Origin of the sequence: Arthrobacter sp. UNCCL28 (assembly GCF_900102805.1) — a bacterium.
Lineage (GTDB): Bacteria > Actinomycetota > Actinomycetes > Actinomycetales > Micrococcaceae > Arthrobacter > Arthrobacter nicotinovorans_A.
In genome coordinates this window covers 118,341-140,111 of the sequence record NZ_FMWE01000008.1, presented here as the reverse complement: position 1 = coordinate 140,111, position 21,771 = coordinate 118,341, and the positions used below count along the sequence as shown (strand labels likewise).

Annotated in this window: 26 protein-coding genes, 1 tRNA gene and 1 pseudogene; 17 read left to right on the top strand and 11 right to left on the bottom strand. The window is 62.5% G+C overall.

Annotated elements, in window-relative coordinates:
* Position 1: 1 nt before the first annotated feature.
* From BLQ01_RS19060 to BLQ01_RS19030, 7 genes are all read left to right on the top strand, one after another.
* On the top strand, positions 2 to 853 hold the full coding sequence (locus BLQ01_RS19060) for an ABC transporter permease (RefSeq protein WP_091553647.1): 852 nt from the start codon (positions 2 to 4) through the stop codon (positions 851 to 853).
* A gap of 26 nt (positions 854 to 879) precedes the next feature.
* Positions 880 to 2,169, top strand: a complete 1,290-nt coding sequence (locus tag BLQ01_RS19055) for a sensor histidine kinase (protein WP_026541046.1) — start codon at positions 880 to 882, stop codon at positions 2,167 to 2,169.
* Positions 2,166 to 2,858 (top strand): response regulator, encoded by a 693-nt coding sequence (locus BLQ01_RS19050; RefSeq protein ID WP_026541047.1) that lies wholly within the window; start codon positions 2,166 to 2,168, stop codon positions 2,856 to 2,858. The genes BLQ01_RS19055 and BLQ01_RS19050 overlap by 4 nt, the downstream gene beginning before the upstream one ends.
* Positions 2,859 to 3,009: 151 nt before the next feature.
* On the top strand, positions 3,010 to 3,459 hold the full coding sequence (locus BLQ01_RS19045) for an Lrp/AsnC family transcriptional regulator (protein ID WP_026541048.1): 450 nt from the start codon (positions 3,010 to 3,012) through the stop codon (positions 3,457 to 3,459).
* 227 nt (positions 3,460 to 3,686) lie between these two features.
* Positions 3,687 to 5,129 (top strand): amino acid permease, encoded by a 1,443-nt coding sequence (locus BLQ01_RS19040; RefSeq protein WP_091553642.1) that lies wholly within the window; start codon positions 3,687 to 3,689, stop codon positions 5,127 to 5,129.
* A gap of 70 nt (positions 5,130 to 5,199) precedes the next feature.
* Positions 5,200 to 6,354, top strand: a complete 1,155-nt coding sequence (gene alr / locus BLQ01_RS19035) for an alanine racemase (RefSeq protein WP_091553622.1) — start codon at positions 5,200 to 5,202, stop codon at positions 6,352 to 6,354.
* Positions 6,355 to 6,390: 36 nt separating this feature from the next.
* Positions 6,391 to 7,173: an IclR family transcriptional regulator gene (locus BLQ01_RS19030; protein WP_091553619.1), complete on the top strand. Its 783-nt coding sequence runs from the start codon at positions 6,391 to 6,393 to the stop codon at positions 7,171 to 7,173.
* Between the two features lie 109 nt (positions 7,174 to 7,282).
* Here the strand turns inward: BLQ01_RS19030 and BLQ01_RS19025 are convergent, their stop codons facing one another.
* From BLQ01_RS19025 to BLQ01_RS19015, 3 genes are all read right to left on the bottom strand, one after another.
* Complete coding sequence (locus BLQ01_RS19025; protein WP_026541051.1) at positions 7,283 to 8,059, bottom strand: IclR family transcriptional regulator; 777 nt, start codon at positions 8,057 to 8,059, stop codon at positions 7,283 to 7,285.
* 86 nt (positions 8,060 to 8,145) lie between these two features.
* A complete protein-coding gene (locus tag BLQ01_RS19020; protein ID WP_091553603.1) occupies positions 8,146 to 8,886 on the bottom strand; it encodes a cyclase family protein in 741 nt (246 codons plus the stop codon).
* Entirely contained in the window at positions 8,883 to 9,329 is a 447-nt protein-coding gene (locus BLQ01_RS19015) for a hypothetical protein (RefSeq protein WP_026541053.1), read from the bottom strand. The genes BLQ01_RS19020 and BLQ01_RS19015 overlap by 4 nt, the downstream gene beginning before the upstream one ends.
* Before the next feature lie 163 nt (positions 9,330 to 9,492).
* Here BLQ01_RS19015 and BLQ01_RS19010 point away from each other — a divergent pair, with 163 nt between their 5' ends.
* The 3 genes from BLQ01_RS19010 to BLQ01_RS19000 all read left to right on the top strand — a co-directional run bounded on the left by BLQ01_RS19010 (position 9,493) and on the right by BLQ01_RS19000 (position 13,357).
* A complete protein-coding gene (locus tag BLQ01_RS19010; protein ID WP_091553601.1) occupies positions 9,493 to 10,371 on the top strand; it encodes an intradiol ring-cleavage dioxygenase in 879 nt (292 codons plus the stop codon).
* Between the two features lie 38 nt (positions 10,372 to 10,409).
* Positions 10,410 to 11,717, top strand: coding sequence for a M18 family aminopeptidase (locus tag BLQ01_RS19005; protein ID WP_091553599.1), 1,308 nt, complete (start codon positions 10,410 to 10,412; stop codon positions 11,715 to 11,717).
* Between the two features lie 224 nt (positions 11,718 to 11,941).
* Positions 11,942 to 13,357, top strand: a complete 1,416-nt coding sequence (locus BLQ01_RS19000; RefSeq protein WP_026541056.1) for an amino acid permease — start codon at positions 11,942 to 11,944, stop codon at positions 13,355 to 13,357.
* A gap of 84 nt (positions 13,358 to 13,441) precedes the next feature.
* Here BLQ01_RS19000 and BLQ01_RS18995 read toward each other — a convergent pair.
* From BLQ01_RS18995 to BLQ01_RS22455, 3 genes and pseudogenes are all read right to left on the bottom strand, one after another.
* Positions 13,442 to 14,055, bottom strand: a pseudogene (locus BLQ01_RS18995) (DUF1345 domain-containing protein).
* Positions 14,056 to 14,109: 54 nt separating this feature from the next.
* Positions 14,110 to 14,271 carry a hypothetical protein gene (locus BLQ01_RS22460; RefSeq protein ID WP_175493495.1) on the bottom strand — a complete coding sequence of 54 codons (162 nt, stop codon included), beginning with the start codon at positions 14,269 to 14,271 and terminating at the stop codon, positions 14,110 to 14,112.
* 35 nt (positions 14,272 to 14,306) lie between these two features.
* Entirely contained in the window at positions 14,307 to 14,456 is a 150-nt protein-coding gene (locus tag BLQ01_RS22455; protein WP_175493494.1) for a hypothetical protein, read from the bottom strand.
* Positions 14,457 to 14,475: 19 nt separating this feature from the next.
* On the opposite strand from BLQ01_RS22455, the gene BLQ01_RS18990 reads away from it, so the two are divergent.
* Positions 14,476 to 14,558, top strand: a tRNA-Leu gene (locus BLQ01_RS18990).
* Positions 14,559 to 14,628: 70 nt separating this feature from the next.
* Here the strand turns inward: BLQ01_RS18990 and BLQ01_RS18985 are convergent.
* On the bottom strand, positions 14,629 to 14,967 hold the full coding sequence (locus tag BLQ01_RS18985) for a YnfA family protein (protein WP_091553597.1): 339 nt from the start codon (positions 14,965 to 14,967) through the stop codon (positions 14,629 to 14,631).
* A 266-nt stretch (positions 14,968 to 15,233) separates the two neighbouring features.
* Here BLQ01_RS18985 and rpsF point away from each other — a divergent pair, with 266 nt between their 5' ends.
* The 4 genes from rpsF (at position 15,234) to rplI (ending at position 17,010) form a co-directional block, all read left to right on the top strand.
* Positions 15,234 to 15,539 (top strand): 30S ribosomal protein S6, encoded by a 306-nt coding sequence (gene rpsF, locus BLQ01_RS18980; protein WP_011776755.1) that lies wholly within the window; start codon positions 15,234 to 15,236, stop codon positions 15,537 to 15,539.
* Positions 15,540 to 15,589: 50 nt separating this feature from the next.
* On the top strand, positions 15,590 to 16,171 hold the full coding sequence (locus tag BLQ01_RS18975; RefSeq protein ID WP_011776754.1) for a single-stranded DNA-binding protein: 582 nt from the start codon (positions 15,590 to 15,592) through the stop codon (positions 16,169 to 16,171).
* Positions 16,172 to 16,299: 128 nt separating this feature from the next.
* Positions 16,300 to 16,539: a 30S ribosomal protein S18 gene (rpsR, locus tag BLQ01_RS18970; protein ID WP_003800144.1), complete on the top strand. Its 240-nt coding sequence runs from the start codon at positions 16,300 to 16,302 to the stop codon at positions 16,537 to 16,539.
* Between the two features lie 18 nt (positions 16,540 to 16,557).
* The gene (rplI, locus tag BLQ01_RS18965; RefSeq protein WP_024818808.1) at positions 16,558 to 17,010 is read left to right on the top strand and encodes a 50S ribosomal protein L9; all 453 of its coding nucleotides are present in this window, start codon (positions 16,558 to 16,560) and stop codon (positions 17,008 to 17,010) included.
* Positions 17,011 to 17,074: 64 nt separating this feature from the next.
* Here rplI and BLQ01_RS18960 read toward each other — a convergent pair whose 3' ends face one another.
* Positions 17,075 to 17,497, bottom strand: coding sequence for a DUF1801 domain-containing protein (locus tag BLQ01_RS18960; protein ID WP_091553595.1), 423 nt, complete (start codon positions 17,495 to 17,497; stop codon positions 17,075 to 17,077).
* 70 nt (positions 17,498 to 17,567) lie between these two features.
* Here BLQ01_RS18960 and BLQ01_RS18955 point away from each other — a divergent pair, with 70 nt between their 5' ends.
* Positions 17,568 to 18,419 (top strand): PhzF family phenazine biosynthesis protein, encoded by an 852-nt coding sequence (locus BLQ01_RS18955; protein ID WP_091553593.1) that lies wholly within the window; start codon positions 17,568 to 17,570, stop codon positions 18,417 to 18,419.
* Between the two features lie 16 nt (positions 18,420 to 18,435).
* Here BLQ01_RS18955 and BLQ01_RS18950 read toward each other — a convergent pair whose 3' ends face one another.
* Positions 18,436 to 19,968 (bottom strand): DUF6297 family protein, encoded by a 1,533-nt coding sequence (locus BLQ01_RS18950; protein WP_091553591.1) that lies wholly within the window; start codon positions 19,966 to 19,968, stop codon positions 18,436 to 18,438.
* Between the two features lies 1 nt (position 19,969).
* Positions 19,970 to 20,647 carry an ABC transporter ATP-binding protein gene (locus tag BLQ01_RS18945; RefSeq protein ID WP_091553590.1) on the bottom strand — a complete coding sequence of 226 codons (678 nt, stop codon included), beginning with the start codon at positions 20,645 to 20,647 and terminating at the stop codon, positions 19,970 to 19,972.
* Between the two features lie 80 nt (positions 20,648 to 20,727).
* On the opposite strand from BLQ01_RS18945, the gene BLQ01_RS18940 reads away from it, so the two are divergent.
* The gene (locus BLQ01_RS18940) at positions 20,728 to 21,519 is read left to right on the top strand and encodes a class I SAM-dependent methyltransferase (protein WP_091553589.1); all 792 of its coding nucleotides are present in this window, start codon (positions 20,728 to 20,730) and stop codon (positions 21,517 to 21,519) included.
* Here the strand turns inward: BLQ01_RS18940 and BLQ01_RS18935 are convergent.
* Complete coding sequence (locus BLQ01_RS18935) at positions 21,476 to 21,685, bottom strand: hypothetical protein (protein WP_035760803.1); 210 nt, start codon at positions 21,683 to 21,685, stop codon at positions 21,476 to 21,478. The genes BLQ01_RS18940 and BLQ01_RS18935 overlap by 44 nt on opposite strands.
* Positions 21,686 to 21,771 lie beyond the last annotated feature (86 nt).

Below are 21,771 nucleotides of genomic sequence, written 5' to 3'. Positions count from 1 at the left end.
CATGAGCACCACAACCTTGGACCGCAGGTCCACCCGTAACGCCGTCGGTCCCGGACCGGCCTTCCACCGTGTGCTGAACTCGGAGTTCATCAAGTTCCGCACCCTGATGTCCACGCTGATCCTCCTGGCCTCGACTGCCTTGGTGATGGTGGGGTTCGCCGCGCTTTCGGCGTGGGGAACCGGACAGTTTGCCGAGCAGGTTGCCAGCGATCCCGAAGCAGCAGCCGCCATGGCCGCACAAGGCGGGGACCTCGCAGTCAGCATTCCCACCTCCGGCATCTCGTTTGCCCAGCTCATCCTCGGTTCCCTGGGCGTCCTGCTCATGAGCTCCGAATTCACCACCGGCATGGCACGCTCCACTTTTGCCGCCGTCCCGAAGCGGCTCTCCCCGTTCCTGGCCAAGCTCATTGTGGTGATGGTCAGCGCCTTCGTGCTGACGGCTGTGTCCATCTACATCGCGGGCCTGGTGTCCCTGCCGATCGTGGACAACTACAACCTCAAGCTGGACCTTGGCAGCTCGCAGTCCGTCAAGCTCCTCTTGGTCAACAGCCTCTATGTCGCAGCAGTGGCAGCAATCGGTATGGCGCTGGGAACCATCGTCCGGAACTCGGCCGGCGGCATCATGAGCCTGGTGGGACTGCTGTTCGTGGCCCCGATTGCCTTCCAGCTCATTCCCGGCGACTTCTTCAAGGAAGCCAACAAGTTCCTTCCCACCAGCACCATCAGTCCCATGACCGCCGTCGAACATGTTCCTGAGACGCTGGAAGCGTGGCAGGCCGCGCTGGTCCTGGGTGCCTGGGTTGTTGTACCGGTTGCCCTGGCCATGATCCTGCTGAAGAAGCGGGACGTCTAGGACGGGTTGCCGTCTAGGCTCGATCCATGACTGAAGCACCACAAGTGAAGGACGCGGCCACCGCTACGGTGGACGCGTCCTTCGCTGAAATCACCCAGCGCCGCAGGGGCCGTATCCGGCGCTACTTCTTTGAGCGGCCTCGCGCCATGGACGCCGTAGTGGTCCTCAGCTACGTGCTCCTGGCCCTGCCAACCATCATCACCTCCATCATTGAGGGCAAGTGGCTGGTAGTGGTGCTGCTGCTGATGATCGCGGCTGCGTTGACGTTCAGGCGACGATACCCACTGCAGGTGGTTGCCGCCGTCGTACTTCTCGAGGTTGCCGCCACCATCCTCAACCCGTGGGGTTCCAACGTCTCGGCCGGCCTGTGGTTCGCGTTGTATGCCGTGGCTTCCCTCCGGAAACGCAGCCTTGCTTTGGTGCTGTTTGTTGCCGCGAGCCTGCCGTTGAGCCTGCTGTACCTGTTTATGTGGACCAGTCCCAGCGGCATGGACAACCTGCAGGACGTCCCCGAGAACTTCCACCTGATCAACAACATCGCAACCGCGGTGACCATCATGTTGTCCAACCTGCTGGCCACCGGCATCGGCATTTCCGTACGCCAGCGGCGGGAGCATGAGGCCGAAATCGCTGCCTGGGCGGCCCGCACGACGCACCTGGGCAAGGTGACGGAGCGGAACAGGATCGCGCGGGAGATGCACGACGTCGTAGCCCATTCCCTGACCGTGATGATCAGCCTGTCCGACGGCGCTGCGGTGGTGGTCCGGAAGAATCCGGAGCGCGCAGGTGAGGTCCTTGGCGAACTGTCACGGACCGGCAGGGCTGCCTTGGCCGACATGCGCCGCGTGTTGGGCGTTCTCCGCGACGACTCCGGGCGTCCGGCACCGCTGACGCCCTTGGAATCCGGACATAACCTCGCAAAGCTGCTGGACGGCTTCCGGACTGCGGGCTTGCCGCTGCACTATGCGCACACAGGCCCTGGCCTCCCGGCGGATCCCGCCTTTGAACTCACCGTTTACCGCATTGTGCAGGAGTCATTGACGAACGTCCTGCGGTACGGCCGCTCGCTCAGCCGTGTTGACGTCCAGGTGGCGCGCGACGCCGATCTGGTCACCATTGACGTGCACGACGACGGCCGCGGAACCTTGGAGGGCGGCAGCGAACCCGTGGGGAGCCTGGGCACCGGCCAAGGCATTGCAGGGATGAATGAACGCGCAGGAATTTATGCTGGAATCGTTACTGCCGGCCCCAGTAAGAGGGGCGGCTGGGCAGTCCACGCCGAGCTCCGCTGGGCCGGCGACAAGGGGGAATCATGACAGAAGACATCATCAAAGTGCTGCTGGTGGACGATCAGCCACTGCTTCGCATGGGCTTCCGGCTCATCCTCGAAGGTGAGGACGACTTCCATGTGGTGGGTGAGGCGTCCGACGGTGCTGAAGCCGTACGCCAGGTGGAAGCCCTGGCCCCGGATGTAGTGCTGATGGATGTGCGGATGCCTGCCATGGACGGCATCGAGGCGACGCGTCGGATCTCGGACTCCGGTTCCGAGGCCAGGGTCATCATTCTCACCACCTTCGACCTCGATGAGTATGCCTTCACGGGCCTGCAGGCCGGCGCGTCCGCCTTCCTGCTCAAGGACGTTGCCCCGTCAGAGCTGGTCCACGCTGTGCGGCTCGTGGCCAGCGGTGACGCCGTGGTGGCTCCCCGGGTTACGCAGCGTCTCCTGGAAACGTACGTTCGTGGCGGAGCAGTACCAGGCCAGTCGCCGACGCCGCACCGGGATCCGTTGCTTGATGAGCTCACCCCACGCGAAACCGAAATTCTCACCACTATTGCCGAAGGCTTGTCCAACGCAGAGATTGCCCACAAGTTTTTCCTCTCCGAGGCGACAGTGAAGACCCACGTTCGCCGGATCCTGAGCAAGCTCCAGTTGCGGGACAGGGTGCAGGTTGTGGTCTACGCCTACGAGACCGGGCTGGTTGTGCCAAGCAACCCGGACTACTGAGCCTTCGCCGGGAAGGCCCCGACACCAACCGGCCGTCGATGTCCAATTGGTGGCAGGAAACGCCGCTGGGCTTGTGGACGTATCATTTCTTTCGCGGGCCTTTCGGTCGGGGCAGGAGCTTGGTTCCTGCAGGGTAGGTGGAAAGGGACACATGGAGCGGGCGGGTCTGGACGGCATCGATCAAAGAATCCTTGCGGAACTCACCAAGAACGCCCGTATCCCGCACGCCGAACTGGCCGGCAAGGTTCTCCTGTCCAGAAATGCGGTGAGGCAGCGGATTGACCGCATGGAACGGCAGGGGTATATCCAGGGCTACACGGTGGTGGCCGGAGTCGACGTCGAATCACTGGTTTCCGCGTTCCTGATGGTCTACCGCAAAGACCGTATGCGGGGTGCGGACGTCCTGAACGAACTCCGATCCATTCCGGAAGTGGTTCTGTGCGACGTCCTCAGCGGGGACTTTGACCTTATTGTGCGCGTCGAAGCACGTTCCCTGGGCCGCGTCCAGGAGATTTGGGAGCAGATCGCTGCCCTCCCCGGAGTGAGTGACACCGTGACGGCAATGACCTTGTCCAATGTGATCCGACGGGCTTCGCTGTAGGAGCTGCGTTTTTCGGGATCAGCAACCATGTAGGGGCGTTCTGCCCTGCAAACAGTCACATCGTCATGCCATGCGGGCAAAGCGTGCGTTATTTGCATTCATAAATGTTTTTAATGACTAAAGTCACATGATCTGTGTTACCTTCGTCACTACAGGCGCCCCCACGGCTCCCCGCCCCGGAAGTCACCGGCGTACCGTTCGCAGCTGTCACTCAACGGAGACAAGACATGGAATCTTCAACACCCCTGAAGCTGGACCATCCAGTTGATACCCCCTTGGCCACCGCGGAACCCGGGTTGCGCCGCTCCATGGGACCCCGCCACCTGATCATGATCGCGATGGGAGGAGTAATTGGCTCAGGTCTCTTCCTGAGTTCGGGGTACACCATCTCCCAGGCAGGCCCGTTGGGAGCGGTGATCGCTTACCTGGTGGGTGCCTTCGTGGTCTATTTGGTGATGGCATGCCTTGGGGAGCTCGCCATTGCCTACCCCGTCTCCGGTGCTTTCCACATCTACGCTTCCCGTTCAATCGGTCCGGCAACGGGCTTCGCAACGGCGTGGCTGTACTGGCTCTGCTGGGCAGTAGCCATCGGATCGGAATTCACGGCCTCCGGCCTGCTCATGCAGCGCTGGTTCCCAGACGTCGAGGTCTGGGTATGGTGCCTCGTTTTCGCGGGCCTCCTCTTCGGTTTCAACGCTTTCTCCTCCAAGTTTTTCGGGGAATCCGAATTCTGGTTTTCGATCATCAAAGTGGGCGCGATCATCGCCCTTATCGTCTTCGGCGGGGCCGCGTTGTTTGGCTTCCATCCCCTGGCAGAGTCCGGTAACCACCCCTTCCTTTTCGAGAATTTCAGTACCCCGGGCGGGCTTTTCCCCAACGGTTTCGCCGGAGTGCTGGTCACAGCGCTGGCCGTCTTCTACGCCTTCTCCGGCTCTGAACTGATCGGCGTCGCCGCGGGGGAGACCAAGGACCCTGCAAAGAACATCCCCAAGGCCATGCGCAGCACCGTCATCCGGCTCCTGATCTTCTTTGTTGGAGCCATCGCCGTCATTGCTGCAACGGTCCCTTACGACCAAGTGGGCTTGGATGAAAGCCCGTTCGTGACGGTCTTTTCATCCGTAGGCATCCCGTTCGCGGCGGACATCATGAACTTCGTCATCATCACGGCGCTGCTTTCAGCGGGAAACAGCGGATTGTTCTCCTGTGCACGGATGCTCTACTCCCTGGCCGATGAAGGACATGGCCCCCGGGCACTGAAGAAGCTGACCCGGCGCGGAATACCCCTGGTTGCCCTTTCGGTCAGCATGGTGGGAGGACTGGCTTCACTGGTCAGCAGCGTGGCTGCACCGGAGACCGTCTACCTGGCCCTGGTGTCCATTGCCGGATTCGCGGTGGTGGGAGTCTGGATGTCCATCACAGCATCACACTTCTTCCACCGCAGGGCATTCATCCGCAATGGCGGGAAGGTGTCCGATTTGGCCTACAAAGCGCCGTTCTTCCCGGTACTGCCCATCCTGGCCTTCACCCTGTGCCTGGTGTCCCTGGTCGGGATAGCGTTCGACCCTTCCCAAATTGCTGCTCTGTACTTTGGCGTTCCGTTCGTTGCCGCGTGCTACCTGTTCTTCCACTTCCGCTATGGTCCCAAGGCCAAGGCAAAGCGTTCTGCCTGATACGGGATTCGCCATGCGTCACAGTCGGGCTTTGTGCCCGGCTGTGACGCCATTTCCGGGGGACAACAGTATGACTGCGAATAGGAAACTCTCTGTGGTGACCGACAACCTGGCCAGTTGGCTTGAGATTGACGGTGCTGCCTTCGACGCGAACGTCCGGTCCATGATCGCAATGCTCCAGGACCGGGCCCTGTTGTGTGCCGTGATCAAATCCGACGCCTACGGGCACGGGGCGGACCTCCTGCTGCCGTTCCTGGTGGCGTCCGGCGTTCCGTACATAGGGGTAGGCACCAACACTGAAGCGGCACTTGCCCGGAAACATGGGTTCACCGGGAAGCTGCTGCGGGTCCGTGCCGCGGCGCCCCAGGAGATCAGGGCGGGCCTGCCCCACCACATTGAGGAACTCGTTGCCGATCCTCAGAGTGCGTGGGAAATGAGCAGGATCGCAGCGGGGGAGGGGCGAAAGCTGCGCGTGCATCTGGATATCAATTCCTCAGGAATAAGCCGGCACAGCCTCGAGGTGTCCTCGCCTTCGGGACGTGCATGCGCTGCGGGAATCATCAGTCATCCGGAGTTGGAACTTGCCGGCATCATGACTCATTTTCCGCACGACAACGTGGGCCACGTGAAAGAAGCCTCGAGCCGCTTCAAGGCCGACTCGAACGCGATCCTCTACCAGGCCGGAATCTCCCGCCACAATGTCCTCCTGCATGCCGCCAACTCCTACACGGCACTGAACGTTCCGTCCGCTTGGTTGGACATGGTCCGGGCGGGTGCTGTGCTCTACGGCGATTCCGATCCCGGGCACTCCATGTTCCAACGCTGCATGAAGTTCAAAGCCCGGATCGGGTCCATCAACAGCTACCCGGCCGGCAGCAGTGTCGGATACGGGCTGACCCATACCCTTGCCACCGATTCACGCCTCGCCACAGTAACTGCGGGCTACGGTGACGGCTACCGACGCTCACTCGGACGGAGGGGGCATGTGCTGGTCCGTGGTCAACGGGTACCGGTGGTGGACATCGTCTCCATGAATTCGATGGTTGTGGATGTCTCTTCCGTCCGGGATATCAGCCCTGGTGACGAGGTAGTCCTCTTTGGTGGGCAGGATGGCGGGCAAATCACGGTGGGGGAGCTGGAGACGGCGAATGAGGCGATCCTCGCGGACCTCTACACGGTGTGGGCCAACGGTGCCCGTGTCCTTGCCGCGGACGTCAGCGTGTGAGAATGGCGTGAACGCTAGGTGGAAGGAGCGGATTTCGTGGAGGTGTCACCGGAGGCGTCATCCCTGGCCCAGGGTCTTCGCCTTGTCCGCATGGTCACGGACCGCGAAAAGCAGGGACGCCAACTGTTGGGTGTCTCCCAGCTCGCAGCTGGCTTGGACATGGAGCAAAGCCGGGTCTCCCGATTGGCCCAGGAGTTGTGTGACCTGGGGCTGCTGGAGCGGGTGGACCGCGGACCGTTCCGGACAGGACCACGCTTCTTCAGCCTTGCAGCGTCCCTCAACAGCACGTGGGTACAGCAATCCCGAGCCGAGCTTGAAGAGCTGGTTTCCGCGTTCGGACTGCGGTCCAGGCTGTCAGTGCGGGAGGGTGTCCGCGTTCTCTTGCTGCGTTCGTCAACCAACAACTCGGTCCTGGGCGGATTCGCCAAGCCCGGCATGGTCACGCCCGTATGGTGCACGGGGTCCGGGCGGGCCTTGCTGTGGGACCATTCGCAAAAGGACATTGGTTCCCTGCTCAGGGATGTCAACTTCATTGGCGTAGGTGGACCCGCGGCGGCACACACAGCTCCCGAAGTGTCAGATTTGATGGAACGCGACAGGCCGGGAGGCTACGTCCTTGCTGCCGAAGAATTTGAACATGGAGTCTGGGAGCTGGCCGTTCCCGTTCGCGCTGGGGATGGCCGGATCATTGCTGCCCTGAGCGTGCTGGGCAGCCGGTCCGGCGTAGAATCCAATGCCCCGGAAATCGCCGCCGTGCTTCATGCCGGCGCCGAGCGCCTTGGCACCCAGGGATCCAGCACCCAGGGATCCGGCGCCTAAAACCCCAGTACCCAGGAGTCCGGCCATCCAAGAAACCCAAGCGCCCAAAGCCCGGCCACCCAAGAAACCCGAGCGCCCGAACCCCCAGCCGCCCACCGGCGTCGGACGTTTAGGCCTCAACCCCGGGGGCAATCCCGCCCACCCGGGACTCAAGCCACGTCCGCCAGGAACCAAGCGCGACGGCGAAAGCCTCCCGCTGGGGCTCCACGCGCATCTTCGGCCCAACAATTTGCAGGGCTGCGGCGACATCGCCCTTGAAGTCCCGGATGGGCGCCGACAAAGAGTAGAGGCCGGGCTCGGCTTCTTCATCAACAATCGAGTACCCGCGGACGCGTGCCTTGCGGAGCCTATCCAGGAAGTCATCCACGGAGACCGGCGTATTGGGCCCGTGCTTCACGAACTCCACTGTGCCAAGGATCTTCCGGATTTCCGCCTCGGGGGCATCCCACAGAAGCGCCTGGCCGGCATCACTGCAGTAGGCGGGGTAGGGGCGGCCCAACCACGAGCCCACAAGGTTTGCACTTTCAGGAACCTGCTCGCCAATGGTGACCGTACTGTTTCCGCTCAATACGCCAAGGAAGCAGGCCTCGTTGGTTTCCGTGGCCAAGCCCTCCAAGGCGGTGAGGCCATCGGTCTTCAAGCGTTGTTCGGTGACCAGTTGGGCATCCGTCAGGATGGACCAGTCCAGGCTGTACTCGCGTTGGTCGGAGCGGGTCAGGAAGCCCTCTTGCTGGGCACCCTTGAGGCTTCTGGACACCTGGCTGCGGTCTTTGCCAAGGTGGGCCGCGACGTCGGCCACCGTGCCGCCGTCGAAACCGTCCGCATGACGCGCCCCCACCGCAAGGAGGGCCATCATGCCGCGTCCCATGCTGGAGCTCTTTGACATGGATCGATTCTAGCTACCCCGGCCTGCCCAGGTGTCACAGCAGCGTGCCACGCCGTAAGGCCGCGCCATTAAGCGGCGGCCGGCTGCTAGTGGATGGCGAAGACCCTGGCGGGAAAACCACTGCCCGCGAGCGGTTTGGCCCATGAAGCTACCAGGGCGGCGCCTGCTTCCGGGAGGTGGTCCATGGAGGCAAGGAGTTCAATTTGCCACTTATCCTGCGCCAGGACGTAGGTTTCCAGGCTGAAATCCTGCCGGGACGTGGCCATGCCGGGGTCGGTATCGGTCTGTTCGTGTCCTACCGCGCTGACTGACCGCTTTTCGATCAGGTACTCCAGAACCTCCCGCGACCACCCCGGGGTGTGGCTGATCCCGTCGTCATCGACGTTCGCCATGGCGGCGCTGTCCGGCCAGCGGTGGCTCCACCCCGTGCGCAGGGCAACAAATGATCCGGCGGGGATCTCCCCGTTTCGCGCTTCCCAGTTGTGGACGTCATCCAAAGTAGGAGTGGCATCCGAATCTGCCGCGACGCGTTCGCTGATGTCCAGGACAACCAGTGGCAGGATCATGTCCTCCACCGGCAGCTGATCGAGGGTGCGGCCACCGCGGATAAAATGCGACGGCGGATCCACGTGGGTGCCCCACTGGCCCACGATCGAGTACCGGTGCGCCGTGAACCCGTCGCCCTTTTCCAGGTCGAAGAGGGCTTCCCTGGACTCGTCGGGGAAGGCCGGAAAGTGCGGTTGTCCGGGATGGAAGGCGTGGGTGAGGTCCGTGAAAGTCCTGTTGCGGAGCAGTGGTGCCAGTTCCTGCCAAAGGGGAGGGGTCATGATGCCACCCGCGTTTCGGCGTGGATTGCGGAGCTGCTGGAGACGCTGAGCGGCCCTGATACTTCGATGACCGGAACTTCCCAGGGGTGGATATCCACAATCCGTTGCACCAGCTCCTGGACGGTGCGGTGGTCCAGGGAATCGTCAAAGTAGGTGGTGAACACAAAGGTGGGTGAGATGGTTCGCTGTCCTACGGTTCCCAGTGTGGGCTTTGCGCCCTCGGCCACGGTGAAGCCCTCGAATCCCGCAGAGGACTCGAAGACGTGGTGGTAGTTGCCGAAGCCGCCCAGCTCGGGAGCGGTCTGAAGTTCGTTCAGCAGTGAGCTGATGCCCGCGTCGGACTCAAGGGCTGCAAGGTCGCCACTGGCAAGCTGCTTCATGGTCTCCACCGGTATGGGCCAATGGATCCGAAGCTTGCGCACTGGTTTCAGTTCAATATTCATGCGAGTGACCTTCCGTCATTATGTCCGTGGAGCCATCGTGCCACGATGTGACGGGCATTACAAGCATATGAAAATGTCTATGTTGCACGCTGGGCCAGCTCTTCACAGGCTTGCCACAGCGGCACCATGTACAAGACACAGGCTGCACGGGTTTTATGGAGGCATGAATACTCCCCACCCGAACCACGACCGCGGGCTTGAGTTCGACCTCTCCACGCTCCTCAACCGGCGGCGCACTTTGGGTGTCCTCCTGGGCGCCGGCTCGGCAGCAGCCCTGGCTGCCTGCACCCCGGGTACGGGAGGTAGCGCCGCAACGCCGTCGAGCACCGGCAGTGCCGCCACAACGACGCAAAGTTCGACGGCGGCCGCGTCACCTTCCGCTACCAGCACGGTCACGCGGGCCTTCGCCGAATGCGGCGTGGAAATCCCCGAAGAGACGTTGGGACCCTACCCCGCCGACGGAAGCAATGGCCCCAATGTGCTCGAAGCTTCCGGGGTGGTCCGGAGGGACATCCGTTCCAGTTTCGGAACCTCCACCGCCAAGGCCGAAGGCGTGCCCCTGACAGTAACCCTGACGCTCCTCGACAATGCCAACGGCTGCGCGCCCTTGGCCGGCGCTGCGGTATACGTCTGGCACTGCGACCGGAACGGAAAGTATTCGCTCTACGATGCAGGCCTGAAGAACGAGAACTTCCTGAGGGGAGTGCAGGAAGCCGACGCAAAGGGCCAGTTGACCTTCAGCACCATCTACCCGGGCGCCTACACGGGACGATGGCCGCATATTCACTTTGAGGTATTTGAATCCATGGGCAACACCACCGCGGCAGGGCAAGTATTGGCTGTCTCGCAGATAGCCCTTACGGAAAAGGCGTGCAAGGAGGTCTATGCAACCACCGGCTACGAGTCCAGCGCCCGGAACTTCCCCAGGACGACGCTGACGTCCGACAACGTCTTCGGCGATGACGGAGGTATATACCAATTGGCGACTATATCCGGCTCGGTTGCGGGCGGTTATACAGCCGCGCTGAACGTCACCGTGTAAGCCCCGCCGGCACCGGAAGCGGGGCTAGACTCGGGGTCATGCCTTCGAATGCCTCCACAGCAATTGACCATGTCCAGGACCTGGGTGCCTACGTTTCGGCATCACCGTCGAGCTTCCACGCAGTCCACGAAGCAGGGCGACGCCTGGACGCGGCCGGCTTCACGGCGCTGGATGAACTGGAGCCTTGGGATGGCGGGGCAGGTAGGTTCTACATCATTCGCGACGGCGCCCTGATCGCGTGGGTCACGCCGGAAAATGCGGGCCCCACCACGGCCTTCAACATCCTTGGCGCCCACACGGACTCACCGTCGTTCAAACTGAAGCCCAAGCCCACCACCGGCAAATTCGGTTGGCTGCAGGCCGGCGTCGAGGTTTACGGCGGTCCGCTGCTCAACTCCTGGCTGGACCGGGAACTGCAGTTGGCCGGAAGGTTGGTCATGCGCGACGGTACGCAGCATCTGACAGCCACGGGTCCCCTTCTTCGCTTCCCGCAATTGGCCATCCACCTGGACCGGGGGGTCAACGACAACGGGCTGCATTTGTCCAAGCAGCAGCACATGAACCCGATCTTCGGCCAGGGGGACCCTGCTGGTGAGGACCTCCTGGGATTGCTCGCGGATCGCGTTGAGGGCGCCACCGTGGATTCGGCTGCCATTGGCGGGTACGACGTCGTAGTGGCAGACACGCAGCCACCCGCGGTTTTCGGGGCCAACAGCGAGTTCTTCGCTTCGGGCCGAATGGACAACCTGTCCTCCACCCACGCGGGCTTGGTGGCATTGATCAGCCACGCTGCAACAGCTACGGAAGGGGGCCCGATCGCTGTGCTGGCCGCTTTCGATCATGAGGAGATCGGCTCCAACTCGCGCTCCGGCGCCTGCGGCCCCATCCTCGAAGACATCCTGGTCCGCATTTCGGACGGGCTCGGTGCCTCGGTGAGCCAGCGGCGGCAGGCCCTTGCGGCCTCGTTCTGCGTCTCGGCCGACGCGGGCCACGCTGTCCATCCCAACTATGCGGAAAAGCATGATCCTGCCAACAAGCCGGTGCTCAACGGTGGGCCGCTGCTGAAGATCAACGCGAACCAGCGCTATGCCACGGATGCCACGGGTGCTGCATTCTGGGCCCGGCTGTGCGATGAGTCCGGTGTTCCATATCAGGAATATGTTTCGAACAACGATCTCCCGTGCGGGTCCACCATTGGGCCCCTGACCGCTACGCGCCTTGGCATCCGGACGGTGGACGTGGGCATCCCCTTGCTGTCGATGCACTCTGCCCGCGAGCTGTGCGGCGTTGAGGATCCCCGGTACCTGGCGACTGCTGTTGAGCTGTTCTTTCGCACTTCGCTCTGACGGATAGCCTCAAACAGTTATTTCACGGGTGTAACAAAAGTTTCGAATATGAAACTTCGGATGCCCTACGGTTTACATTTTGTGCACACACCCTTTTTTGATGCTGTCAAAATGTTCAGCTGCACAGGCTTGGTGGTGGGGTAGCAGGCTAGCGTGAATGAGTCATGTGGCCCGTGGCACACCGCGCGGCCACCCCGCGAAAACCTAAAGGACGGCGCAGATCCATGCACGCTGACCAACAACTTTCAAAATCCCTGAAGCCCCGCCACCTCTCCATGATCGCCATTGCCGGCGTGATCGGCGCAGGACTGTTCGTTGGCTCGGGGGCCGCCATCCAGCAGGCTGGTCCCGGCATCCTCGTGGCCTACCTGGCTGCCGGCCTGGTGGTCATCCTGGTGATGCGGATGCTGGGCGAAATGGCTGCTGCCAACCCGGAGACCGGCTCGTTCTCCACATACGCTGACAAAGCCCTTGGCCGCTGGGCAGGGTTCAGTATTGGCTGGCTCTATGCCTGGTTCTGGATCATCGTCCTCGGCATCGAGGCAACGGCGGGCGCCGCCATCATGCACCGCTGGGTGCCCGGCGTGGACCAGTGGATCTGGGCGCTGGTTTTGATGGTGCTCCTGACACTGACCAACCTTGGCTCCGTGAAGTCCTACGGCGAGTTCGAGTTCTGGTTCGCGTCCATCAAGGTCGCGGCGATCGTCATCTTCCTCCTTGCCGGCATCGCTGCCATCCTCGGCCTTATGCCGGGTGTTTCCGCGCCGGGCGTCGCCAACCTCCTGGACCAGGGCGGCTTCATGCCCAACGGTCCTGGCGCAGTCCTGGCGGGCATCCTCGTGGTGGTGTTCTCGTTCTTCGGCGCCGAAATCGCCACCATTGCCGCGGGCGAATCGGAGAACCCCGTAGACGCCGTGAAGAAGGCAGTGAAGTCCACCGTGTGGCGCATCCTGATCTTCTACATCGGCTCCATCGCCATTGTTGTCACGCTCCTGCCGTGGAACGACGCCTCCGTGGCCAAGAGCCCCTATGTTGCCGTGATCGAGCTCTACGGCATCCCGGGCGCAGGCACCATCATGGACATCGTGGTCCTCACCTCGGTGCTGTCCTGCCTCAACTCCGGCCTGTACACCGCCAGCCGCATGCTGTTCTCGCTCTCGCAACGTGGCGACGCTCCCAAGTCCTGGATGAAGATCTCCAAGCGCGGCGTGCCGGCAGCAGCAGTCCTGGCCTCCACCGTGGTGGGCTTCGTGACCGTTGGCCTGAACTACATCGCCCCGGACACAGTGTTCCTGTTCCTCGTGAACACCTCAGGAGCCATCGCACTCTTTGTGTGGCTGGTTATTGCGGCCTCGCAGCTCATCCTCCGCAAACGCATGGGCGCCGCGGCCAAGGACCTCGACCTCAAGATGTGGTTCTTCCCGTACCTCACGTGGATTGCGATCGGTGCCATCGTGGCGCTGATCATTGGCATGGTCATCATCGATTCCACCCGTGAATCGCTCTTCCTGTCGCTGGCACTGGCCGCGATCGTGGTGGGCATCGGTGTGTGGCGCTACCGCAAGCGCGGCGCCACTTCACCTGAGGCGACCACTGAAGAAGCCGAGCAGGCCAGCATCGGTGGGGGACCGGCGTCGTAAGCGTCTTTCAACAGCGGGGCAGCAACCGACAACATTCGACGGCGGCTGCCCCGTTTCGCTTTAAGCTCCCGTTGAACGTCTTGGTTATTGGGCCAGGCCGATGACCAGGTTGATGGTCACTGCCAGGATGACGGTTCCAAACAAGTAGGAAAGAAGGCTGTGCTTGAGCGCTTCCAGCCGGATCGAGTGGTTTCCGAGATTGGTGTCGGAGACCTGGTAGGTCATACCCAGGCTGGTGGCCAGGTAGGCAAAATCCGTGTACTGCGGTGGCCGGTCCTGATTGAAGCTGATGCCGCCCACGGAACCCCCGGCATGGGCGTCCCTGCTGTAGTAGAGCTCTGCATAGCGGAGTGTGAACAGTGTCTGGACCAGCATCCAGGACAGGCCCACGCACCCAAAGCCAAAGCTGCAGAGGCCAAACGTGAGCCCGTCCCCTGGGCATGGGAATCCACGATCACAGCTGCCACGGCGGCGAGGCTGGCCAGATTGGCGACGAGGATCAAAAGATCCGTAACTCCCCTGGAGGGATCCTCGGAGGTTGCGTGCTGTTCCGTGCGGGACGGATCCAGCCGGGCAATGACAAGCCAAACCCAGGCAACGTAGACCAGGGCGGCCACGGCCCAACCAACTGCCGGAGCATCCACCCAACTGCCCGAGAGGCCGGTGGCGGCAAAAGCCGCTGCGCCGGCCAGCACCATGACCACAAACCGCAGCCGGCTCCGCTTCACCCTGACATTGTCCATGTGCCCACCCTAGCCAGTTGGAGGTTGGGCTTCCTTGTGTCCGCTCCGTTTCTCGTCGGCCTGGAGGATTCCGTCGCGTACGCCGGAGCGGACCACGAAGTACAGGGAGTAGAGACCTATCGCGGCGAACACGACGGTCAGGAGCAGGGCGCTGATGGGTGTGGCATCCATGTGCACCACCCTAGCGAGGAACCGGCCTGGCAGGCCTAGCGATGAACCGCCCTGGCGCTGACGGCCTTGGTGAGCGCCGCCTTGGTGAGGACCGCCTCGGCGAGGGTGATAGAGGCGACAGGAATCCACGGATCGGCTTCGTTCGTGTTATTGTCTTTGTCGCTGTCAAGGAGAAAATGGAACATTGTTTCTCCTGATCACCTTGCGCGGGTGGCGGAATGGCAGACGCGCTAGCTTGAGGTGCTAGTCCTCGAAAGGGGGTGGGGGTTCAAGTCCCCCTCCGCGCACAGAGAAACCCCCGGAAGGAAATCTTCCGGGGGTTTTGTCGTGTTCGGGCCGGTACCGTCGGTGCCGGGCCTAGGCGCCCGGGCGTGGTGCGAACATGATCACGCCTACGCCCGCAACACAGATGGCCGCGCCGATCACGTCCCAGCGGTCGGGACGGAAGCCGTCCATGAGGATTCCCCACGCGAGCGAGCCGACGATGAAGACGCCCCCATATGCTGCCAAAACCCGGCCGAAGTGGGCCTCGGGTTGGAAGGCTGCGAAGAAACCGTAAATGCCAAGTGCCAGGACGCCCAGTCCAGCCCACCACCAGGCCTTGCCCTCACGGACGGCTTGCCAGATCAGCCAGGCACCGCCGATCTCTGCAACGGCGGCAAGAATGAAGAGAATGATGGACTTCAGGACGGTCATGGCTCCAGTATTCCCTGCTCCATCCCACCTCGTTTCCTGCCTGTTCCGTGCAGGGCGCCCTTGGTTATCCACATACGCCAAGTGCCCGGTTCCAGCCGCGGACACCCTCGAATAGCTTTGAGTGCAGGAGATGCACTAAGATATTGAAGTCTGTGTTACGCCCTCTTGCCGTGTCTTCGGTCGGGGAGCGCCAACGCAGCATCGCAAATGAACCTCCTGTTACGGAAATACCGTAACCGCTTAGCCCAAAGGAGGTGGGTTCACATATGCGTCCTTACGAATTGATGGTAATCATCGACCCCGAGGTCGAAGAGCGTACCGTAGAGTCGTCGCTTCAGAAGTTCCTCAATGTCATCACCACCGATGGTGGAACCATCGAAAAGGTAGACATCTGGGGCCGTCGCCGTCTGGCGTACGACATCAAGAAGAAGTCCGAAGGTATCTACGCAGTGGTGAACTTCACCGCAGCACCGGCTACCGCCAAGGAACTTGATCGCCAGCTGTCTCTCAACGAGACGATCATGCGCACCAAGATCATCCGTCCTGAAGACCAGAAGGTTGTTGCTGAGTAATCAGCCCCTTTCAGATCTTTACCCCGCAGGAACGAACAAGGAGGAAGTAGATGGCAGGCGAAACCACTATTACGGTCATCGGTAATCTCACCAATGACCCGGAGCTGCGGTTCACCCCGTCTGGCTCGGCAGTAGCGAACTTCACCATCGCTTCTACTCCCCGGACCTTTGACCGCCAGTCCAATGAGTGGAAGGACGGGGAAACCCTGTTCCTCCGCGCATCTGTCTGGCGCGAAGCGGCCGAGAACGTAGCGGAGTCCCTCACAAAGGGAATGCGCGTCATCGTTTCCGGCCGTTTGAAGAGCCGTTCCTACGAAACAAAAGAAGGCGAAAAGCGCACCGTTATCGAGCTTGAGGTCGACGAAATCGGCCCCAGCCTGCGTTACGCAAACGCCAAGGTCAACCGTACCCAGCGCTCCGGCGGCGGGCAGGGCGGCTTTGGTGGCGGTAACGCCGGTAATTCCGGTGGCTTCGGAGGTGGCGCTCCTGGTGGAAACCAGGGCGGCGGCAACTCCGGTGGAACCTGGGGCGGCAACCAGCCCGCACAGCAGCAGGATGACCCCTGGGCTACGCCCGGTGTCAGCAACGCTGGCGGCTGGGGCAACGGCCCGGATTCCGAACCCCCCTTCTAAACACAACATTAAAGTCCGACGCCGGACGCTCACCGGAACTGCCGCAAGGCACCAAGGTGGCAACCGCCGTCGAACACCACCATCCCGTGGATCAATATCCACGGGCTCCATAGAAAAGGAGCTCCACGATGGCTAAGGCTGAACTCCGTAAGCCCAAACCAAAGTCCAACCCCTTGAAGGCCGCTGACATCACTGTCATCGACTACAAGGACGTAGCACTGCTGCGCAAGTTCATCTCCGACCGCGGAAAGATCCGCGCTCGTCGCGTCACTGGCGTTACCGTTCAGGAACAGCGCAAGATCGCCCAGGCAATCAAGAACGCCCGCGAAGTTGCTCTGCTGCCTTACTCCGGCGCTGGCCGCGGCTAAGGGAAGGGATTAACTAACATGGCAAAGCTCATTCTGACCCACGAAGTAACCGGTCTCGGTGCTGCTGGCGATGTCGTCGAGGTCAAGGACGGTTACGCACGTAACTTCCTGCTGCCCCGCGGTTTCGCCCTGACCTGGAGCAAGGGTGGCGAGAAGCAGGTTGAGTCCATCAAGGCTGCCCGCGCTGCTCGTGCCCACGCTTCTGTTGAAGCTGCACAGGCACAGGCCCAGGCTCTGTCCTCCAAGAAGGTCAAGCTCGAGGTGAAGGCCGGCGAGTCCGGTCGTCTCTTTGGCACCGTCAAGCCTGCTGATGTCGCTGCTGCTGTTGAGGCTGCTGGCCTCGGCGCCATCGACAAGCGCAACGTTGAACTGCCGAACCACATCAAGTCTGTCGGTTCGTACACGGCCAACGTTCGCCTGCACGAGGACGTTTCCGCTGTTATCGACCTTGAGGTCGTAGCAAGCAAGTAGTCTCTGACTGCAACTGAAGACCCCCGCTACCGGATTCCGGTGGTGGGGGTCTTTTTGCGGGAAATCATGGGGTGTGCAGCGACTCCATGACGTGCTGGTATCCCGTGCGGATCATCTGGGCGAGGACTTCGCGGTCGATGTCGTCCAGTTTGTTCACGTAAAGGCAGGCCGCGCCGGTCTTGTGTTTGCCAAGGTCGGGAAGCAGCCGGTCAGCATCCGGACCATAGGTCAGCCCGTACAGCGCCAGGTTGGCCTTGCGTGGCGAAAACCCGACGGCGGCCGAGTCGCCTTCGCGGCCGGTCCCGTATTTGTAGTCGTAGCTGCCGAAGCCCACAATGGTGGGCCCCCACATGACGGCCTCCTGACCGGTGATGGTGCGCATCATTCCGAGCAGCTCGAAGCCGTCCGCACGCCGCGTCGGGTGTTCCACTGCGGCCAGGAAATCTTCAGCGGACACGTCCGTGGGCTGGGTCTTGTTCTCTGCCATAGGGGTAGTTTCGCAGACGCAGGACAGGTTCGTCAGCAATACCTGGCTGCGCCGATGGTAGCCTTCACCGGTGACTTCACAAGCCCCGCGCACCCGCCCGTTCCACCAAGTGGATGTCTTTTCCGATCAGCCTTACCGGGGCAATCCGCTCGCCGTGGTGGTCGATGCCGAAGGCCTCAGCAGCGAGCAAATGCAGCACTTCGCCAACTGGACAAACCTCTCGGAGACCACGTTCCTCCTCCCTCCCACCGACCCCCGGGCGGACTACAAGGTACGGATCTTCACGGGCAGCGAGGAGTTCCCGTTTGCCGGGCACCCCACCCTTGGTTCGGCACACACGTGGCTGCAGGCCGGGGGAGTGCCAAAGACAGATGGTGTCCTGGTCCAGGAATGCGGCGCGGGTTTGGTCCGGGTGAAGCACGACGCCGGACGGTTGGCTTTCGCTGCGCCGCCGCTGACCCGCTTCGGCCCGGTTGATGACGACATCAAGACCCAGCTCGCGGCAGCCCTCCGTCTGCGCGAGGAAGAGTTGCTGGATGTGTCATGGCTCGTGAACGGGCCCACCTGGATTGGCGTGCTCCTCAGCTCGGCCGAACAGGTGCTGTCCATCGACCCCGACTTCGTGTCCATGGATGACCTCAAAGTGGGAGTGATTGGTCCGCACCAGCCCGGTTCAGCCGTCGACTTTGAAGTGCGCACGTTCATTCCGGGCGACGCCATGGTGGAAGACCCAGTGACCGGCAGTTTCAACGCCGGCGCGGCCCAATGGCTAATCGGAAGCGGCCGGGCGCCCGGGGAATACGTCGCTGCCCAAGGTACTGTGCTCGGCCGGGCAGGCAGGATTCACGTCAAGGCCGGGGACGGCGAAATCTGGGTGGGCGGGGCGTCGGCAACGTGCATAGAAGGGACCGCCCTGCTCTAGGCAAGTCCCTGTGCACTCAGGGCTGCTTTGGCCGCGTCAACACAACCACCATGAAGATCCCTGCACTGAATGCGGCCTGCACCATCAGTACGGACCACGGGACGTACCCCAGGTAAAGGGCCACCAGCAATGGAATTGTCGCCAGGATGGTTACATCCAGCCCGCGGAGCAGGGACCCCAACTGGGCGCGTGGTACAGGGCCAAAGGGGGTTTCAACCGGCGGAGCTGTCCAGTCCGGCGGGGTCCTGGCAGCCGCCCGGAGAGTGCCCGCACCCATGCCCACGCCGGCAAGGCCGCCAACACCGACCAACCAGGGATCCGCAGCGCCCAAAAGAACCAACAGCCCGCTGAGCGTCGCCATCCACGCGGCCATGGCCAGGCACGGCATCAGGGCGCGGCTGGTCTTCACCAGCGCCGGATGCAAGGGCAGCAGGGCATCGAGCTCAGGAACCAGCGCGGTCTTGCGGGCCACGGTTCCCATGCCGGACGCAGTGGCACATCCCGCGATCACGATCACCGCAAGCTGCGCGAACTCCGGCAGGCCGCCTTCTACGAGGAGGATCGCTACGCAGGCCGCAAGCCACAGGCCGGCTGGGATCAGTGGGGGATTCAGGCGGAGGAAGGCAACGGCGTCAGCACGGATCAGCGAGCCCAGTGGACCACGCGCCGGCCGGGCGTAGAAGCGGCCGGCCCTGCCGCCGTCGACCCTTTGACGGCCGCCGCCCAAGGCCCGAAGTACCTCGTTGGAGTCCATCAGGAACAGCGACGCGCCAGCGTGGCCGGCCACGGCACCACCGCGAACCAGCTCTTCACCCCGCACCTTACCGGCGCGGGGCGCCACCAGCGCCAGTAGTCCGACGGCGGCAGCGGCTACCAGCGCCGTCGGCCAAGGCGATCCGGACAGCGACGGCAGGACTGCGCAGGCGAGGAGGGCCGCCGTCGTCGCAGCTTTACCTGCGCGCGGTCCCAACCAGCCCAGTTGCTGCACTGCCGCCATCGCCATGGCAACAGCAGCGGCGCCGCCAAAGGAAAGTGCAGCGAGAAGATGTTCACTGGGGGTGCGGTCAACGGCGGTCACCAGGCTGAAGGGCAGGTAGGCGATGACCGAACCTGCCGCCGTAAGCGTGACGTTGCGGAGGAACGACGGAAGGACCATGGGCCGGCGGTCCACCGGCAGCGACAGCCACCAGGTACTTTCTGCGCCATTTGCCGTTATGGGCCCAAGCTTTCGCGCCAGGTTGCTGATGACCATGAGGACCGCGAAAGTTACTGAAGTCCACAACACGGTTTCCGGAAGAACCAACCATCGCTCGTCGATGATGCTGTTGGTTGTGGACGCCCTGTCCGCAATCTCGTTGCGCAGCGCCAAAACGAACGAGGCCGCGATGGTGAGGGCGACGCCGATCCCCAGCCCCCAGCTGTAGGCGTCCACAATACGGTCACCCCAGGAGGTCCGGCTGCGTTTGTAGCGTCGGGCGGATCGGCGCGTGAACCGGACCAGCTCGGCGGCCAGGTTCCTGTTTTGCCTCGACGGTTCAAGATCGAGCATGTCAGGAGCCGGCAATGATCGAGGCCCCCTGTTCCGGATCGAATTCCCGGACTTCCTCGTCAATGACCAAGCATGTGGAGGCCGTGGCCAGGAGCATTTGGGGATCGTGGGTAACCAAAACCACCGCACCACCGTTCTTGGCATGGGCTGTGATGCGCTGGCCCAGCGCAATCCTCATGCGCGGATCGAGCCGTTGCTCCGGCTCGTCAAGAACCAGGAGCGACGACGGGCGGATCAGTCCGGCTGCCAGCAACAGCCGGCGCCGCTGACCGGAAGAAAGAGCATCAGGTATTGCGTGGGACCTGCCTGTGAGTCCGAAGAACGCCAGCTCTTCCTCCACCCGCTCTTCAGGGGCGTCCAGGGAATGGCCGCGGGCAATGAGGAGCAGATGTTCCCGGACGGTGAGGGAGGGGAAGAAGAGGTCGTCGTCAAACACCGCGGAGACCTGCCGGCGGAAGGGGACAGCGTCCGGGTCGATGAGGAGGCCGTGGACTTTCACTTCGCCGGCCAGGGACGCCTGCCGTCCAACGAGGGTGCGTGCCACCGTGGACTTTCCTGCGCCGTTGTCGCCCACGATCCCCAGCACTTCACCAGCGTCGACAGACGCAGTAACTTCGCCGCATACCGGGGCTCCGGCATAACCGACCAACAGGCCTTCGGCCTCCAAAACTGTCCCCATGCCTCAACCCTACCGGCGGATTGGCGGGTGCCTGCCGGACCGTTTAGCGTGGCCATGGCAGATACACACCGGAGGCACTGATGCGTGATTTTGAGACCTTGGTAGCTGAGGCTGAAGAAGCCGACGTGAACGGCTGGGGATTCGGCTGGCTGGAGGGACGGGCCACCGAGGAACGGCCGCCCTGGGGATTCGCGAAGCTCTTGGCGGGCCGCCTTGCTGCTGTGCGCAGTGCCCTCGACCTGGACACAGGGGGCGGGAAGGTCCTCTCCGAAGCTGCCCGGTTTCCGGAGGTCATGGCTGCCACCGAGGGCTGGCCGCCCAACGCGCAAAAGGCCCGTGAATTGCTGGGTCCGCGCGGGGTGGAGATCGTGGAAACAACGGCAGGTTCCGGGCTGCCTTTCCCGGACGGGTCTTTTGAATTGGTGACGGCGCGTCATCCCGTCAGCCCGGACTGGGCAGAAATCCACCGCGTTCTTGCCCCCGGCGGCCACTATTTCGCGCAGCATGTGGGGCCGGCGTCGGCCTTTGAGCTGATTGAACATTTTCTCGGCCCCCTGCCGGAAGAGCGGAAGGGCCGTGATCCACACTCCGAGGCAGCTGCCGCGGAAGCTGCGGGCCTGACAATTACCGGCCTCCAAACAGCCAGGAGCCGCATGAAGTTTTTCGACGTAGGCGCCGTGGTGTGGATCCTGCGCAAATGTGTGTGGTGGGTTCCCGGCTTTACACCGGAGGGCTACGAGGAAAAGCTCAGGGAGCTGGACCGCCGGATGCGGGCGGGACAGCCGTTTGTTGCCCACTCAACGCGGCACCTGATCGAGGCAGGCAAACTTACAGCAGCGCCCGGGCATCAAGGTCTTCCATTGCCCAGCTGAGGATCTTCAGCTCGAAAGGATCGCGCTCCTGGATCCCAAAAATATAGGCATCGAAATCCCAGAGCCGGGCATTCCCGCCATTCGCCCAGTACCAGGCCCAGAGATCGTCCAGGGTGATCTCATGCTCAAGGACCAGCGTGCGTGCAGTCTGGCGTGAGTCGTCCATGGGTTGTCCCCGCTGCTGACACAGCACCACACCGTATCAGGCTGATTGAGTCGGATCTCCGCTTCTGGAAACCCTTTCTCATGTTT

Excerpts from the sequence above, each read along its gene's own strand:
- BLQ01_RS19060 (WP_091553647.1), top strand. The coding sequence starts at position 2 with ATGAGCACCACAACCTTGGACCGCAGGTCCACCCGTAACGCCGTCGGT.
- BLQ01_RS19055 (WP_026541046.1), top strand. The coding sequence starts at position 880 with ATGACTGAAGCACCACAAGTGAAGGACGCGGCCACCGCTACGGTGGAC.
- BLQ01_RS19050 (WP_026541047.1), top strand. The coding sequence starts at position 2,166 with ATGACAGAAGACATCATCAAAGTGCTGCTGGTGGACGATCAGCCACTG.
- BLQ01_RS19045 (WP_026541048.1), top strand. The coding sequence starts at position 3,010 with ATGGAGCGGGCGGGTCTGGACGGCATCGATCAAAGAATCCTTGCGGAA.
- BLQ01_RS19040 (WP_091553642.1), top strand. The coding sequence starts at position 3,687 with ATGGAATCTTCAACACCCCTGAAGCTGGACCATCCAGTTGATACCCCC.
- alr (WP_091553622.1), top strand. The coding sequence starts at position 5,200 with ATGACTGCGAATAGGAAACTCTCTGTGGTGACCGACAACCTGGCCAGT.
- BLQ01_RS19025 (WP_026541051.1), bottom strand. The coding sequence starts at position 8,059 with ATGTCAAAGAGCTCCAGCATGGGACGCGGCATGATGGCCCTCCTTGCG.
- BLQ01_RS19020 (WP_091553603.1), bottom strand. The coding sequence starts at position 8,886 with ATGACCCCTCCCCTTTGGCAGGAACTGGCACCACTGCTCCGCAACAGG.
- BLQ01_RS19015 (WP_026541053.1), bottom strand. The coding sequence starts at position 9,329 with ATGAATATTGAACTGAAACCAGTGCGCAAGCTTCGGATCCATTGGCCC.
- BLQ01_RS19010 (WP_091553601.1), top strand. The coding sequence starts at position 9,493 with ATGAATACTCCCCACCCGAACCACGACCGCGGGCTTGAGTTCGACCTC.
- BLQ01_RS19005 (WP_091553599.1), top strand. The coding sequence starts at position 10,410 with ATGCCTTCGAATGCCTCCACAGCAATTGACCATGTCCAGGACCTGGGT.
- BLQ01_RS19000 (WP_026541056.1), top strand. The coding sequence starts at position 11,942 with ATGCACGCTGACCAACAACTTTCAAAATCCCTGAAGCCCCGCCACCTC.
- BLQ01_RS22460 (WP_175493495.1), bottom strand. The coding sequence starts at position 14,271 with ATGGATGCCACACCCATCAGCGCCCTGCTCCTGACCGTCGTGTTCGCC.
- BLQ01_RS22455 (WP_175493494.1), bottom strand. The coding sequence starts at position 14,456 with ATGTTCCATTTTCTCCTTGACAGCGACAAAGACAATAACACGAACGAA.
- BLQ01_RS18985 (WP_091553597.1), bottom strand. The coding sequence starts at position 14,967 with ATGACCGTCCTGAAGTCCATCATTCTCTTCATTCTTGCCGCCGTTGCA.
- rpsF (WP_011776755.1), top strand. The coding sequence starts at position 15,234 with ATGCGTCCTTACGAATTGATGGTAATCATCGACCCCGAGGTCGAAGAG.
- BLQ01_RS18975 (WP_011776754.1), top strand. The coding sequence starts at position 15,590 with ATGGCAGGCGAAACCACTATTACGGTCATCGGTAATCTCACCAATGAC.
- rpsR (WP_003800144.1), top strand. The coding sequence starts at position 16,300 with ATGGCTAAGGCTGAACTCCGTAAGCCCAAACCAAAGTCCAACCCCTTG.
- rplI (WP_024818808.1), top strand. The coding sequence starts at position 16,558 with ATGGCAAAGCTCATTCTGACCCACGAAGTAACCGGTCTCGGTGCTGCT.
- BLQ01_RS18960 (WP_091553595.1), bottom strand. The coding sequence starts at position 17,497 with ATGGCAGAGAACAAGACCCAGCCCACGGACGTGTCCGCTGAAGATTTC.
- BLQ01_RS18950 (WP_091553591.1), bottom strand. The coding sequence starts at position 19,968 with ATGCTCGATCTTGAACCGTCGAGGCAAAACAGGAACCTGGCCGCCGAG.
- BLQ01_RS18945 (WP_091553590.1), bottom strand. The coding sequence starts at position 20,647 with ATGGGGACAGTTTTGGAGGCCGAAGGCCTGTTGGTCGGTTATGCCGGA.
- BLQ01_RS18940 (WP_091553589.1), top strand. The coding sequence starts at position 20,728 with ATGCGTGATTTTGAGACCTTGGTAGCTGAGGCTGAAGAAGCCGACGTG.
- BLQ01_RS18935 (WP_035760803.1), bottom strand. The coding sequence starts at position 21,685 with ATGGACGACTCACGCCAGACTGCACGCACGCTGGTCCTTGAGCATGAG.